Raw genomic sequence first — 15,583 nt, 5'->3', positions numbered from 1 at the left:
ATTTACTTATGAAAAAAAAGTATCATTATAAAATACGCTTTAGTCCAGAAAAATCCTCCCTATATTGACTAGGCGTACAGTTTTTAATAGCCTTAAAACTACGATTGAAATTTGCTATATTATTAAACCCTGATTTAAAAGCTACTTCAGAAACACTCATGTCTTTTTCAACTAACCAACGGGCAGCATAACCAATTCGGATATCGTTAATGTAATTTACAAAAGTTTTTCCCGTGCGTTTTTTTATAAATCTATTAAACGAAATTATTGACATACTTGCAATATTAGCTGCATCCTCTAAGGTAATTTTATCTGCAAAATGTTTTTGCACATATTCATACACCAGCTTCATTTTATCATAATCATCAAAAGTATCGTAATCTACCGTATAAGTAGAAAGCAATCTTTGATTTCTGGAATTAGCCAAATCATACAATAACGACGTAATTTCCAGAAAATAATCCATACCATCTAATTTAGAGAGCTTTATCAATCTTGGTGTTAATTCTTCAGCTACTTTTTTAGAGAACAAAATACCATGAATCGAACGATTAAACATATCCCGTATCGGATTCATAATACGTCTTGAAAGCAACGATTCATGAAATAAATCATTATGAAATTGTATCGTAATTTCATGTATTTTTTTACTTGTACACTTATTCAATTCCCAACCATGATATAAATTGGGACCAATTAAAACTAATTCAACACTGTCAATTTCTTCAATATTATCTCCCACAACACGTTTAACTCCTTTCCCGTTTAGAATAAAATTAATTTCAAATTCCGGATGATAATGTACCGGAAAATCAAAACTATCTTTAATCCTGTCAAAAACTAAAAAACTGTCCCCACTTGAAAGAGGCGCGATTTCTCTGTAAAAATTCTTAGTAGTACTCATTTTATAATAAATTATCAAAAGATGAAACAATAAATTCAATTGCAATAATATGATATATAATTGATAAAATAATATTAATTCTACTATAAACATCCGATTATCTTTGAAAAATAGAATTGCCGTTTTCTTTAAAAGAACACCAATAATAAATATTAATCATTTTTAACCTAATATTTTTTTATAGTTTTAATAATTTTAAAGAAAATAAAGTATTCAATTCCTATTCGAAAAAACAAAGAAATTATAATGCATTATTCGAACAGTTAATAATTATTATTTATTAAAATAAGCAAGCATTCTAAATGAAAAAAAATATAATAATCCTAATAATAACAGCATTTACAGGAGTTTCTTGTTCTTCTCAGGGATTTATCAATAATACTAATTTGTCAATTTCAGATAAAAAAGCGACACCTGAAACTGTTTCTCTTTATAAAAAACTGAATATGCTCGCCCAAAAAGGATGCCTTTTCGGTCATCAGGATGATTTGGCATATGGTGTAAACTGGAAATATGAAGATCATCGCAGCGATGTAAAAGAGGTTGTTGGTGACTATCCTGCTGTTTACGGATGGGATATTGCCGGTTTAGAAAAAGATGACAGCAACAATATCGACGGAGTTCCTTTTAATAAAATGAAGGAATATATTAAAGAAGCCCATGAAAGAGGCGGAATTTCAACAATTAGCTGGCATTTTGACAATCCTGCTACCGGAAAAAATGCATGGGACAACACTCCAAATTCATTAAAAACTATTTTGCCTGATGGCGAAAATCATAAAAAATTCACGTCCTGGATTGACAAAGCGGCTACTTTCTTTTTATCATTAAAGGATAAAAAAGGAAAACACATTCCAATTCTTTTCAGACCTTATCATGAACTTACCGGAGGCTGGTTCTGGTGGGGAAAAGGAAATTGTACGTCTGAAGAATTTAAAGCTGCCTGGAAGTTTACCTTTGAATACCTGCAAAAAAAAGGAGTTCATAATTTAATTTATGTCTATAATACCAGTAGTTTCAGTTCGAAAGAAGATTATTTAGCGAATTATCCAGGTGATAACTATGTGGATATTTTGAGTTTTGATTCCTATCAAAATGGCGAAGATAAAAGTGGCGAAAAATTTATAACCGAAGTTCAGAGCCAGCTTAAAATCATAAACAAAATTGGCATTGAAAAGCATAAATTAACCGCTGTGGCGGAAGCAGGATATGAAGCAGTTCCGGATGCCAAATGGTGGACGGGTACTTTTTCAAAAGCAATCGGAGATTATAAAATATCTTATGTCTTACTTTGGAGAAATCACGGCTGGCAGGAAAAAGAACACAAAATGCATTATTATGTTCCTTATTCCGGTCAAATAAGTGAGAAAGATTTTGTTGATTTTTATAACCTTGACAAAACATTATTCGAAAAAGACATTAAAAAAGTATTAAAATAACTAACTAACCTAACTACAACCTTTAATAAAGAAACCAAATGCACGACAAAATCAGTTTGAAAGAAAAAATAGGCTATGGACTTGGAGACGCAGCTTCTTCTATGTTCTGGAAAATATTCAGTATGTATCTCCTGTTTTTTTATACCGACGTTTTCGGACTTGCTCCTGCAGTAGTAGGAACCATGTTTTTAATTACCCGAATCTGGGATTCCTGCTTTGATCCAATCGTTGGAATTATTGCTGACAGAACCAAAAGCAAATGGGGAAAATTCAGACCCTACTTGCTTTGGGTAGCTATTCCTTTTGCTGTGATTGGCGTTTTAACTTTTTACACTCCTGATTTCGATGAAAAAGGGAAAATAATATATGCGTATGTAACGTACTCATTAATGATGATGATTTATTCATTAATCAATGTCCCGTATGCTTCACTTTTAGGTGTAATGTCTTCTGATCGAAAAGACAGAAACAGTTTATCTTCTTACCGAATGGTTTTTGCCTTTGGAGGAAGTCTTCTGGCACTTTGGCTAATTGAACCTTTAGTAAATTATTTTGGAGGAAACCTTAATTCAAAAACAGGCTGGCTGGCGACAATTGCCATATTCGGAATTATAACTACAGCGTTTTTCTGGGCTTGTTTTTTCTGGACAAAAGAAAGAATAAAACCAATTGATGAGGAGCAAACAAATCTAAAAGAAGATTTAAAAGATTTAGTAAAGAACAGACCGTGGTGGATTTTACTGGGAGCCGGAATTGGCGCATTAGTATTCAATTCTATACGTGACGGGGCAGCGGTTTATTATTTTAAATATTATGTAAGCAGCAGTGTAAATTTTGATTTTTCACTTTTTGGAACAGATTTTCACATGACACCAACTTCTATCTATTTAGTATTAGGACAAGCTGCAAACATCATTGGAGTTATCGCTGCAACACCACTTGCTAATAAATTCGGAAAAAAGAAAACCTTTTTTGGCGCAATGGCACTGGCAGCAATCCTGAGTTTAATTTTCTATTTCTTCGGAAAAGAAGATGTTTTCCTAATTATGAGTTTTCAGGTATTAATTAGTATCTGTGCCGGCTGTATCTTCCCTTTAATCTGGTCCATGTATGCTGACAGCGCCGATTACTCTGAATGGAAACAGGGACGCAGAGCTACAGGATTGGTTTTCTCAGCCTCATCCATGTCACAAAAATTCGGATGGACAATTGGCGGAGCCGGAGCGGGATGGCTTTTGGGGTATTACGGTTTTCAGGCAAATGTCGAGCAGACTGCCACAACTCAAAACGGAATTCAATTGATGTTAAGCATACTTCCTGCAATTGCTGCGGCAATATCAGTAGCTTTTATTGCATTCTATCCTTTGTCTGAAGAAAAATTACAAATAATAGAACAGGATTTAAACGAAAAAAGAGATCATACAAAATAAAATAGAGATTTAGAAATCGATTAATATGACAACAATAGCGACTTCAACTACATTTCAGGATAGAAAAGTAGCACTAGAAAAAGAACATAAAACGCTTACAGAGCAAAAAAACGAACTTCAAAATACAGTAGGAAACGGTATTTACCAGCGTTACAAAAATCCAGTAGTGACTGCTGCACATGTACCATTGAACTGGCGTTTTGATTTAAACGAAAAAACAAATCCATTTTTACAGGAGCGTATCGGAATGAATGCTGCCTTTAATGCCGGTGCAATCAAATGGAATGGCAAATATTTACTGGCAGTCCGCGTAGAGGGAATTGATAGAAAATCATTTTTCGCTATTGCGGAAAGTCCAAACGGGATCGATAATTTCAAGTTTTGGGAAAAACCATGCGTAATTCCACAAACCGAAGAACCGGACACCAACGTGTACGATATGCGTCTGATTAACCATGAAGACGGCTGGGTTTACGGAATTTTTTGTACAGAAAGAAAAGATCCAAAAGCTCCAAAAGGCGATACAAGCTCTGCTGTAGCCAATGCCGGAATCGTGCGTTCAAAAGATTTAGTAAATTGGGAAAGACTTCCTGATTTAATTTCGAATACCGGTCAGCAGCGAAATGTTGTTTTACATCCTGAATTTGTAAACGGAAAATATGCTTTATACACCCGCCCGCAAGATGGATTTATTGATGTTGGAGCCGGTGGCGGAATTGGTTTAGGTTATGTTGATAATATGGAAAATCCAGTTGTAAAAGAAGAAAAAATTATTTTCGGGAAACATTATCACACTATTTACGAATTGAAAAATGGTCTTGGTCCTGCTCCTATTAAAACTGAAAAAGGATGGCTGCATTTGGCACACGGAGTTCGGAATACCGCTGCCGGATTGCGTTACACCTTATACATGTTCATGACAGATTTAAATGATATTTCGAAAGTAACCCACGTTCCGGCAGGGCATTTTATGGGCCCGGAAGGGATTGAAAGAGTTGGAGATGTTTCGAATGTATTGTTTTCTAACGGATGGATCGAAGATACTGACGGTACTGTGTATGTCTATTACGCTTCATCTGATACAAGAATGCATGTTGCGGTTTCATCAGTAGCAAAATTAGTTGACTATGTTACAAACACACCCGCTGACACCTTTATTTCTGCTGGTTCCGTAGAAACCATAATCAGTCAGATCGAAAAAAACAACGCAATATAAGTTTATCGTGTCATTAAAATTACAGCAGCTTAAAATCGAATTATCTAACGAACTGAATGCTATTTTAGCGTATTGGTCAAAAAACACAATTGATAATCCAAATGGTGGCTTTATTGGTCAAATAAATTCTAATGAAGAAACAATTTCAGATGCCGACAAAGGCTCCGTTTTAAATGCCCGGATATTATGGTCATTTTCTGCCAGTTATCAGGTTACAAAAGAAGAATCCCATAAAGAAATTGCAAAAAGAGCTTTCGAATTTCTTTCAGAATATTTTTATGATCCTGAATTCGGAGGTTTATTTTGGAGCATCAATGCAGATACAACACCAAAAGACACAAAAAATCAAATTTATGCTTTAGCCTTTGCTATTTATGGATTGTCTGAATATTATGTTATTTCAAAAGACGAAAAAGCCTTAGCTCTAGCAATCAATTTATACTTAAGAATACAGAAGCACAGCTATGATTCTGTCAACAAAGGATATTTAGAAGCTTTCACTCAGGACTGGCAGCCTATTGAAGATTTGCGTTTAAGCAGCAAAGATGCCAATGAAAAGAAAACGATGAATACCCATTTGCATATCGTTGAGGCGTATGCAAATCTATTTAAGGTCTGGAAAGATCCGAAGTTACAAAATGATATTATCGAATTATTGCAAACCATAGAAAAACATTTCATCAATACTAAAACGGGGCATTTGCATTTGTTTTTTGATGAAAACTGGATAGAAAAACCGGATGTTATCTCCTATGGGCATGACATTGAAGCTGCCTGGCTGTTATTGCAATGTGCAGAAATTTCAGAAGATGAAAATTTAATTGCCAATTACAAAAAACATGCGATTCAAATAGCTGAAGTTACGCGTGAAGGCTTAGATGCTGATGGTGGTTTATGGTATGAATTTGATCCGGAAAAGAATGAATTAATTACTGAAAAACACTGGTGGGTTCAGGCCGAAGCCTTAATTGGTTTTTATAACGCCTATCAATTATCCGGAAATGAAATCTATTTGGACATTGTTCTAAAAAACTGGGAATTCATAAAAAAACACATTTTAGACCAACAAAACGGAGAATGGTTTTGGGGAATTTATAAAGATTACAGCCTGATTCAAAAAGACAAAGCAGGTTTTTGGAAATGTCCTTATCATAACGGAAGAGCCTGTTTAGAACTTATTAGTAGAATTCCGTAAAAAATCAATAACGCTAACAATACTGATTATGAAACCACTTTTTATCTTTAGTTTTTTTTTAATTTCTATATCAAACTTTGCACAAACCAATCTGATAAAAAATGGTGGTTTCGAATTAGAAACTCAAAATTGGAATGGCGATGCCGCTACTGTTTCTCCTTATGACAAAAAAGTCGGTAAAAACAGCATTGTCATTAATCAGTTTGTAGGTGCAGAATGGAAAGCTTTAGATCAGACTGTTACGATTCCGAAAAACACTTTTGCTATAGAATGCAGTGTTTGGATGAAAACCGATGGTGTCGAAAACCAAAAAGAAGAATACAAGGCAGGAGCAGTAATTTTAGAGTTTACAAATGCTGGCGGAAAACAAATTGCTACCGAAACAATTGGTCGCGCCAAAGAAACCACCAACTGGACAAATTATAAAAAGACCATAAAAATCCCAACTGATGCTAAAAAAATCAGAGTTATGCTCGCATTGGCACAAACAAACGGAAGTGTTTTTTTTGATGATGTAAATGCAATAGCACTTTCTGAAGAAGAGTATTTTAAACTAAACCCAATAACGACAATCCCGGAAGGACAGAAAACAATTGCTGCTCCAAAAGAATTTTCTAACGGAAATTTTGAAGACAGTCTAAATTCATGGAATGGTTCAGGAATAATTTCTGTTACAGATAAAAAAGAAGGAAATGCAGCTGCAGAAATCACTTCAAAAACTGCCGAATGGAAAGCGATTGATCAGATATCCAATATTAATGAAGGTGATAAAACAATAGAAATTTCCGGCTGGCTAAAAGCTAAAGACATTCAGCAAGGAAAAGATCCGTGGAATAACGGGATGTTTATCATTGAATTTAAAAAAGACGAAAACAATAAAGCTTCAGAAGACCAGCTTATCGGAACTGTAACCGGGACTACTGACTGGACTCATTTTAAAAAGTCTTTTCAAATCCCTGAAGGAGCAAAAAAATACCGAATTATGATCGCTATGAGCGTTTGTACCGGAACCTTATTAGCTGACAATATTGAAGTTAAGCTTTCAAAATAAAAAAATCTAAATGAAAAATATCTTTCTAAAAACAGCTTTTTTAAGTTTTACTTTTTTAGCGCTGGCAAGTTGTTCTTCTGATAAAGAATCAAATGAAGAAGTGATAGTTGATCCACCTACACAAGATGATCCTTTAACAACACAAAATGCAGCAAATTACATGGTTGATGCAAATGCTACCAAAGAAACTATTGCTTTATTTTATAATTTAAAAAGACTGGCTAAAACTAAAATTGCAATTGGACAACAAGATGCTTTCCTTTCTTTTTATAAAAATACCGCTGGTGAATCTGACATAAAAAAAGCAACAGACAACGACCCTGCAATTATAGGATCAGATTTATCCTTTGTCACCGATATCCGAAACGATGGTACAAGCAGCAACTGGTTTTACCAGCAAGAAGTTAAAATTGCTACGCAAATAAAAAAAGCTTATGCAAAAGGAATAATCAACACCGTATCATGGCATTTGAGAGGGCCAAAAAACAAGAATTACCTAACAGATAATGAAGAATATACTTTTAACAGCAGTTCAATGTTTGAAGCCGATAAAAGCATTTTCTTCAGAAGCATTTTACCTGGAGGCAGCAGACACGAATGGTTTAAAGGAAAATTAGATCAGGTCGCTGCTTTCTCTTCAAAACTAAAAGGCACAAAAGGTGAATTGATTCCGATAATTTTCAGGCCTTTTCATGAATTTGACGGAAGCTGGTTTTGGTGGGGAGCCGATTTCTGTACTCCGGAAGAATATAAAACTGCTTATAAATTTACCGTAGATTATTTAAAAAATACTAAAGGCGTTCACAATATTTTGTATGCTTTTTCTCCTGACAGAACCTACTCAACTTCAACCGATTATTTAAGCCGATATCCCGGCGATAAATATGTTGATGTTTTAGGAATGGATAATTATGGAGATTTTGACAATCAGGGTACAACGGGAGCCAATACAGCGAATTCTAAATTAAAAATCATATCTGATTTGGCTGTAGCCAAAGTAAAAATCGCAGCTTTAACAGAAACAGGATATCAGGTTACAAGTTCAAACGCACCAATAAACGATTGGTTTTCTAATTACTTATATAGTGCTTTAACATCAAACAGTATCGAAGTAAGTTATGTGATGTTCTGGAATAATGATGAAAATGGTTATTATGTTCCGAATGGTTCGGTTTCAAATGATGCTGACTTTAAAACATTTAGTCTAAAATCAAAATCGGCATTATTAAATTCATTACCTAAGATGTATGTAATGCCCAAATAGCTTATTAAAAACGTAAAGCCCTAGCCCTGATAGAAGCGGCATCTCCCGATTTAGAAAAACAAGGCTTTTTTAGCCGTCGTTTTGGTTAATCGGGAATACAGCGGATAGCAGGATTAGCTTCTAAAAAATACCAAGCATGAAAAACAGATTTTTTAAAACACTCGGACTAGCATTATTAGTTTCAACAATGGCGTGTCAGACGCAGGAAAGAATTACGGTAAAAGGAACCCAATTTTATAAGGGAAACAAACCTTACTCTTACATTGGAACGAATTATTGGTACGGAAGTTTGCTCGCATCCAAAAAAGTAGGCGACCGAAAAAGACTTCGTCGGGAACTGGATTTTATGCAGAAAAACGGAATCGACAACTTAAGAATCTTAGTGGGTGCCGATGGCGGAAAATATGATTTCACCGTACGTCCGGCGTTGCAGTATGAGCAGGGAAAATATGATGAGGATTTACTTGACGGACTGGATTTCCTGATGAATGAAATGAGAAAACGCAAAATGTATGCTGTTTTGTACTTAACTAATAACTGGGAATGGTCAGGCGGAATGTCGCAATATCTGGAGTGGAATGGCAAAGGTACGATTCCGGTTCCGAATATCGCTCCGAATACGTGGCCTCAGTTTATGTCGTATACAGAGCAATTTCACAGTTGTGAGCCCTGCATGAAAGCATTAGAAGATCATGTGAAATTTATTATGGGAAGGACTAATAAATATTCGAAAAAGAAATATACCGAAGATAATACCATAATGTCGTGGCAGGTTGGAAACGAGCCACGAACTTTTACACCGGAAAACGAAGCAAAATTCACAGTTTGGCTAAATAACATCGTCGATTTGATGGATAGTCTTGACAAAAACCACTTAATTTCGACAGGTTCTGAAGGCAAAAACAGTTCCAATGACAGCATGGAAATGTTTGAGCGCACACATCTAAACCCGAATATAGATTACCTAACGATGCATATTTGGCCAAAAAACTGGAATTGGTTTAAAGCTGATAATGCTGAAGCCACGATTCCTGCTACTATTGAAAATGCTGGTAAATACATTGACGATCATATTAAAGTTGCCAATAATTTGAAACGTCCGATTATTATAGAGGAATTTGGATTACCAAGGGAAAACGAAAATCTAAATGCAGGGACATCTTCAGTTTACCGTGATCAGTTTTATAGCTATATTTTTGGAAGAGTTGCCGAAAGTGTTGCCAGTAAAGGTCCGTTACAGGCAGCTAATTTCTGGGGATTTGGCGGTGAAGGAAAAGCAATAAATGAAACCGGAAAATGGAATCCGGGAGAACCTTTAACAACAGATCCTCCACAGGAACCTCAGGGATTAAACTCAGTTTTTAATGGCGATAAATCAACATTAGAAATTGTAAAGAAATATAATAAAGAACTGAAGAAACAATAAATTCTTATCTTAAAACCATATAAGTTATGTAAGTTCATTTAAGAAAGTGTTTTTTATGTGTTCTTCTATAACTTATATGATTGAAAAACACACAGCTGTATCATGAAAAAAACACTTTTCTTTTTTTACATAGTTTTTGTTAATCTGACTTTTTCTCAGCAGAAACAGGACTTCACTTTGGCATCTCCAAACGGAAAGATAAAGGTCAATATTGAAATTGGTGAAAAAATAATATGGTCAGTTTTACATCAAAAAGATTTGATTCTCGCTCCATCAGCAGTTTCATTGACATTAGATAATGAGACTTTAGGAAAAAATGCTTTGCTTTTGAATTCAAAAAGGGAAAAAGTAAACCAGACATTTGAATCTCCGTTTTACAAAAAGAGTGTTGTTAAAAACCAATACAACCTTTTGGTTTTAAATTTCAAAAATGATTTCAGTATTGAATATCGTGCTTTTGACGATGGTGTTGCGTATCGTTTTATCACCAAAAAGAAAAAAGACATTACGGTAAAAACAGAAGAAGTTTCTTTGAATTTTGATCAGGACTACCATACATTGATACCTTATGTTCGTGATTTAAGAAATCCAAAAGACCCTTATATTTCTTCATTTGAAGCGCAGTATGAAAACAAAAAAATAAGTGAATTTGCTAAAGATACTTTAGCATTTCTACCTTTTTTAATTGATTTCAAGAATCATAAAAAAGCTGTTTTTCTGGAAGCCAATCTGGAAGATTACCCGGGATTGTTTGTTACCAATAATAAATCGAAATCCGGTTATGAAGCGCGTTTTTCTAAATATCCACTGCAGGAAACCAACGGTGGATTTAACAACATCAACAGATTGATTACGGAGAGAGCAGATCATTTGGTTAAAACCAAAGGAACAAGAACTTTTCCATGGAGGGCGATTGTGATTTCTGAAAACGATACTGAACTAGCGAATAATGACATGGTTCAAAAATTATCCGAACCAACCAAAATTAAAGATCTTTCATGGATCAAACCCGGAAAAGTAGCCTGGGACTGGTGGAACGACTGGAATATTTACAACATCGATTTTAAAGCTGGAATCAACACACAGACGTATAAATATTACATTGATTTTGCTTCTAAAAACAAAGTGGAATATGTGGTTCTCGACGAAGGCTGGAGTCTGGAAGACGATATCATGAAACACAATCCGAATGTTGATTTGGAAGCTCTGATTGCTTACGGAAAGAAACGAAACGTTGGAATTATTTTATGGAGTTCCTGGATGGCTTTGACAAAAAACACAGCAGGTATTCTTAAAAATTATGCCGATTTGGGAATCAAGGGTTTTAAAGTTGATTTCTTAGATCGTGATGATGCCAAAATGGTAAATTCAGTTTATGATATTGCACAAAAAGCAGCTGATTACAAATTGCTTTTGGATTTTCACGGTATGTACAAACCAACCGGAATTCAGAGAACTTTTCCAAACATTCTAAATTTTGAAGGAGTAAAAGGATTGGAAAACAACAAATGGACGCCAAATGATGATGTACCATTATATGACACTACAATTCCATTTATCCGTATGATGGCAGGACCAATGGATTATACACCTGGTGCAATGCGAAATGCAACCAAAAGTGAGTTCAAACCAAGCCATTCCAATCCAGTGAGTCAGGGAACAAGATCTCATCAATTAGCATTATATACGATTTTTGAAGCACCTCTGCAAATGATGGCCGACAGTCCGACAGCTTATATGAAAGAGCAGGAAAGCACTGATTTCATTGCTAAGATTCCAACCGTTTTTGATGAAACTGTAGCCTTAGACGGAGAAGTTGGTAAATACATTTCGATTGCCCGCAAAAAATCAAACATCTGGTATTTAGGAGCCATTACCAATTGGGATTCCAGAGAAATTACAATAGATTTCTCTTTTTTGGAAAAAGGTAAAAAATTCGAGGCTGAAATTTTCTCTGATGGATTGAATGCTGATAAAGCGGCTAATGATTATAAAAGAGAAGTTATTACTGTTGATTCAACTACCAAATCAAAATACAGATTGGCAAGCGGTGGTGGAATCGCGATGATTATAAAATAAAAAATGGGACAAAATTGTCCCATTTTTTTATTTACACAAATAAAAGACACACTACTGTGCACCTCTACATTTTACATTTTACAAAATACATTTCACGATAAGATCCTCTCAATCGCATTCAGTTCATCTGCTGTAAATTCCAGATTCTGCAAACACTCAATATTATTATTCAGCTGCCTTACTGAACTTGCTCCAATCAAAACCGATGTAATTCGTTTGTCTTTCTGCAGCCAGGCCAGCGCCATTTGTGCTAAAGATTGATTACGGTTTTGAGCAATTTCATTTAACTGAATTAATTTCTGAATTCTTTCAACTGTAACCTCATCTTCTTTTAAATGTCCGTTTGGATTATGAGCCCGGGAATTTTCCGGAATACCGTTTAAATATTTATCGGTCAGAAGTCCTTGTGCCAGAGGCGAAAATGCAATACAGCCTACTCCTTTTTCTTCCAGAACATCTAATAACCCGTCTTCAACCCAGCGTTGCAGCATTGAATATTTAGCCTGATGAATCAAACATGGCGTTCCTAATTGTTTTAAAACATCAACTGCAACTCTTGTTTGTTCTGCCGAATAATTACTGATTCCAACATATAATGCTTTTCCACTTCTAACAGCATAATCAAGTGCCATCATTGTCTCTTCAATTGGAGTTTCCGGATCCGGGCGATGTGAATAAAAAATATCGACATAATCAACTTTCATTCTTTTCAAACTCTGATCTAAACTGGATAAAAGATATTTACGAGACCCCCAATCCCCATAAGGTCCGTCCCACATGGTGTAACCCGCTTTTGTTGAAATGATGATTTCATCACGAAGATTTCCCTGAAAATTATGCCATAATATTTTTCCGAAATTGGTCTCAGCTGATCCGGGAACCGGTCCGTAATTGTTCGCAAGATCAAAATGAGTTATTCCTTTATCAAAAGCTTCCACAGCTATACTTTCTGCGTTTTCAAAATTATCTACCGATCCGAAATTATGCCACAATCCTAAAGAAATTTCAGGTAATAATAACCCGCTTTTTCCACATCTGTTATATTTCATTATTAAAATTTAGTCGTTTAGTTTTTTTTAGGTTTTAAAGATAGAAAAAACTCTCGCAGATTTTGCAGATTTAGGAGATAAAAAAATCTGCCTGATCTGCAAAATCTGCGAGAGAAAATGTTTTTTCTTAATCTTAAACTATTCCTTTATTTCAAAACTACTTTCCAAACCTGTATCAGAACTTCCTCCTACTTTAATCTTAAAAGTTCCTGATTCTACCAGATAGTTTCCGTTGTTATCATAAAAACCAAGTTCAGCATCAGTTAAAGTAAAAGTTACTGTTTTAGTTTCTCCTTTTTTCAAATTCACTAATTCAAAACCTTTTAATTCCTCAACCGGCCTGGCAATACTGGCAAAATCGTCATGAATATACAATTGAACGACTTCTTTTCCGTCATAATTTCCTGTGTTAGAAACCTCAACATTTATCTGTACAGGCTCTCCTTTAGCAAAAGTTGTCTTATTTAGTTTCAAATTTTTATATTCGAAAGTGGTATAGCTCAAACCAAAACCAAAAGGAAACTGAGGCGTTTTCTCTACATCTGAAAAGTGCGACCAAAATACATTACCATCTGCATTTACAGGTCTTCCTGTACTGTAATTGTTGTAATAAATTGGAACCTGTCCTACGTTTCTCGGGAAAGAAATTGGCAGTTTTCCACTTGGGTTATAATCTCCGTATAAAACCTGCGCTACAGCATTTCCGGCTTGTGTTCCCAAATGCCAGGCTTCCACAATAGTCGGAATATATTCTGCCGCCCACGGAATAGTCAACGGACGGCCATTATTTAAAACCAAAACGATATTTGGATTCACTTTATAAATTTCTTCCAGTAATTCCTGTTGCAATCCCGGTAAATCAAGGTTTGTTCTGCTGCGTCCTTCACCACTCTGGAAACCGTGTTCGCCTAAAACCATTACCACTACATCTGCGTTTTTGGCTGCTGTTTTCGCACCTTCAAATCCGCTTTTATCGGTTGTATTAAAAACGACCTCATCCAAAAAAGTCGCTTTTCCAACAATCAAATCAGCACCTTTTTCAAAAACCAGCTGATTGTCTTTGTATTGCTGCATTCCTTCTAAAACTGAAACCGCAGTATTATCATCTGCAGCGATTCTCCAGCTTCCCAACGGACTGTTCTTATCATTTGCCAAAGCGCCGATTAAAGCAATTTTTTGTCCGGATTTCTTTAGCGGAAGCAAATTTTTATCGTTTTTCAACAATACAATTGACTTTTTCGCAATGTCCAAAACACCTTCATTATTAGCTTTATTTCCGATAGTTGCTTTTTCACGTTTTTCATCACAATATTTGTAAGGATCATCAAATAATCCCAATTCAAATTTCACACGCAAAATCCTTCTCACAGCATCGTCAACCAAAGCTTCTTTTACTTTTCCATCCTTAACTAATTTTGCTAATTCGGCAATATACAAATGTGATTCCATATCCATATCAGAACCTGCAGTAACTGCTTTCAATGCTGCATCTTCACCATCTTTCGCATAACCATGCGGAATCATTTCACGAACCGAAGCCCAATCCGAAACTACAAAACCATCAAACTTCCATTTGCCTTTTAAAATATCCCTTTGCAAGAAAACATTCCCTGTTGCCGGAATGCCATTTACCAGATTAAACGAATTCATAAACGTTCTAACTCCTGCTTTGGTGGCAGCTTCAAACGGAGGCAAAACGGTATTAAACAATTTAGAATTACTGATGTCAACCAAATTATAATCACGCCCCGATTCTACATAACCATAAGCCGCAAAGTGTTTCGCACAAGCTGCAATAGTATTTATTTTTGCCAAATCTTCTTTAGAATCTCCCTGAAAACCTGTTACTCTTGCCACTGCAATTTTACTTCCCAGATACGGATCTTCTCCTGCTCCTTCCATCACACGTCCCCAGCGTGCATCATTTGAAATATCGACATTTGGTCCAAACGTCCAGTTAATTCCAGATGCCGAAGCTTCATCAGCTGCAATGGCTGCCGATTTTTTAATTGCCTCCAAATCCCAGCTTGATGCTTCTGCCAGTGGAATAGGACTTAACGTTTTGTAACCATGAATTACATCAAAACCAATAATAAGCGGAATCCCCAAACGGGTTTCTTCGACAGCAATTTTCTGAACCGCACGAACCTCTTTCACCCCACGAACCGTCAGCATACTTCCAACCCATCCTTTTCTCAGATGTTCGTATTTCAATTCGGCATTTCCGCCTTTCGGAGCCGGTCCGGTGACATCCCAAAAACCGTTATATTGGTTCATTTGTCCCACTTTTTCTTCCAAAGTCATTAATGGCAAAAGCAGGTCAATTCGTTGTTCGATCGTTTTATTTTTATCCAGATGCGGTTTCTTCTGTGCATTCATATTTCCAGCAGTAAACAGGGTCAAAACCCCAATAATTAGTATTTTTTTATTTTTCATGATAATTAGTTTCATATTTTGGGCGTGTCCCTTGCCCGAAAAAAGGCAAGTGTCGGGCTTTCGGCTTTATCTTTTGTTCCGTTTCTCTTCACAA

The 15,583-nt window shown here is 35.6% G+C and carries 11 protein-coding genes; 8 read left to right on the top strand and 3 right to left on the bottom strand.

The genetic code is table 11. From position 1 onward, the window contains the following. Nucleotides 1-25: 25 nt before the first annotated feature. A complete protein-coding gene (locus DMB68_RS00745; RefSeq protein WP_110344779.1) occupies nt 26-904 on the bottom strand; it encodes an AraC family transcriptional regulator in 879 nt (292 codons plus the stop codon). Between the two features lie 302 nt (nt 905-1,206). Between DMB68_RS00745 and DMB68_RS00740 the strand changes: the two genes are divergently transcribed. The 8 genes from DMB68_RS00740 (at nt 1,207) to DMB68_RS00705 (ending at nt 12,004) form a co-directional block, all read left to right on the top strand. Next, nucleotides 1,207-2,343: a glycoside hydrolase family 26 protein gene (locus DMB68_RS00740; RefSeq protein WP_110344778.1), complete on the top strand. Its 1,137-nt coding sequence runs from the start codon at nt 1,207-1,209 to the stop codon at nt 2,341-2,343. Between the two features lie 38 nt (nt 2,344-2,381). Continuing rightward, nucleotides 2,382-3,773 carry an MFS transporter gene (locus tag DMB68_RS00735; RefSeq protein ID WP_110344777.1) on the top strand — a complete coding sequence of 464 codons (1,392 nt, stop codon included), beginning with the start codon at nt 2,382-2,384 and terminating at the stop codon, nt 3,771-3,773. A 25-nt stretch (nt 3,774-3,798) separates the two neighbouring features. Then, nucleotides 3,799-4,989: a glycoside hydrolase family 130 protein gene (locus tag DMB68_RS00730; RefSeq protein WP_110344776.1), complete on the top strand. Its 1,191-nt coding sequence runs from the start codon at nt 3,799-3,801 to the stop codon at nt 4,987-4,989. A 7-nt stretch (nt 4,990-4,996) separates the two neighbouring features. After that, nucleotides 4,997-6,184 carry an AGE family epimerase/isomerase gene (locus DMB68_RS00725; RefSeq protein WP_110344775.1) on the top strand — a complete coding sequence of 396 codons (1,188 nt, stop codon included), beginning with the start codon at nt 4,997-4,999 and terminating at the stop codon, nt 6,182-6,184. Nucleotides 6,185-6,212: 28 nt separating this feature from the next. Further along, complete coding sequence (locus tag DMB68_RS00720; protein WP_110344774.1) at nt 6,213-7,235, top strand: carbohydrate binding domain-containing protein; 1,023 nt, start codon at nt 6,213-6,215, stop codon at nt 7,233-7,235. Nucleotides 7,236-7,245: 10 nt separating this feature from the next. Continuing rightward, nucleotides 7,246-8,499 carry a glycoside hydrolase family 26 protein gene (locus DMB68_RS00715; RefSeq protein WP_110344773.1) on the top strand — a complete coding sequence of 418 codons (1,254 nt, stop codon included), beginning with the start codon at nt 7,246-7,248 and terminating at the stop codon, nt 8,497-8,499. 136 nt (nt 8,500-8,635) lie between these two features. After that, a complete protein-coding gene (locus DMB68_RS00710) occupies nt 8,636-9,925 on the top strand; it encodes a glycoside hydrolase 5 family protein (RefSeq protein WP_110344772.1) in 1,290 nt (429 codons plus the stop codon). 102 nt (nt 9,926-10,027) lie between these two features. Continuing rightward, nucleotides 10,028-12,004: a glycoside hydrolase family 97 protein gene (locus DMB68_RS00705; protein WP_110344771.1), complete on the top strand. Its 1,977-nt coding sequence runs from the start codon at nt 10,028-10,030 to the stop codon at nt 12,002-12,004. Nucleotides 12,005-12,096: 92 nt separating this feature from the next. Here DMB68_RS00705 and mgrA read toward each other — a convergent pair whose 3' ends face one another. Further along, complete coding sequence (gene mgrA, locus DMB68_RS00700; protein ID WP_110344770.1) at nt 12,097-13,053, bottom strand: L-glyceraldehyde 3-phosphate reductase; 957 nt, start codon at nt 13,051-13,053, stop codon at nt 12,097-12,099. 138 nt (nt 13,054-13,191) lie between these two features. Then, a complete protein-coding gene (gene bglX, locus DMB68_RS00695) occupies nt 13,192-15,489 on the bottom strand; it encodes a beta-glucosidase BglX (RefSeq protein WP_110346304.1) in 2,298 nt (765 codons plus the stop codon). Nucleotides 15,490-15,583: the final 94 nt, after the last annotated feature.

It is taken from the genome of Flavobacterium hydrophilum (assembly GCF_003202405.1).
In the GTDB taxonomy this organism is placed as follows: Bacteria; Bacteroidota; Bacteroidia; order Flavobacteriales; family Flavobacteriaceae; genus Flavobacterium; species Flavobacterium hydrophilum.
The sequence above is the reverse complement of the archived record's forward strand: the minus strand, read 5'-3'. Positions and strand labels throughout refer to the sequence as shown.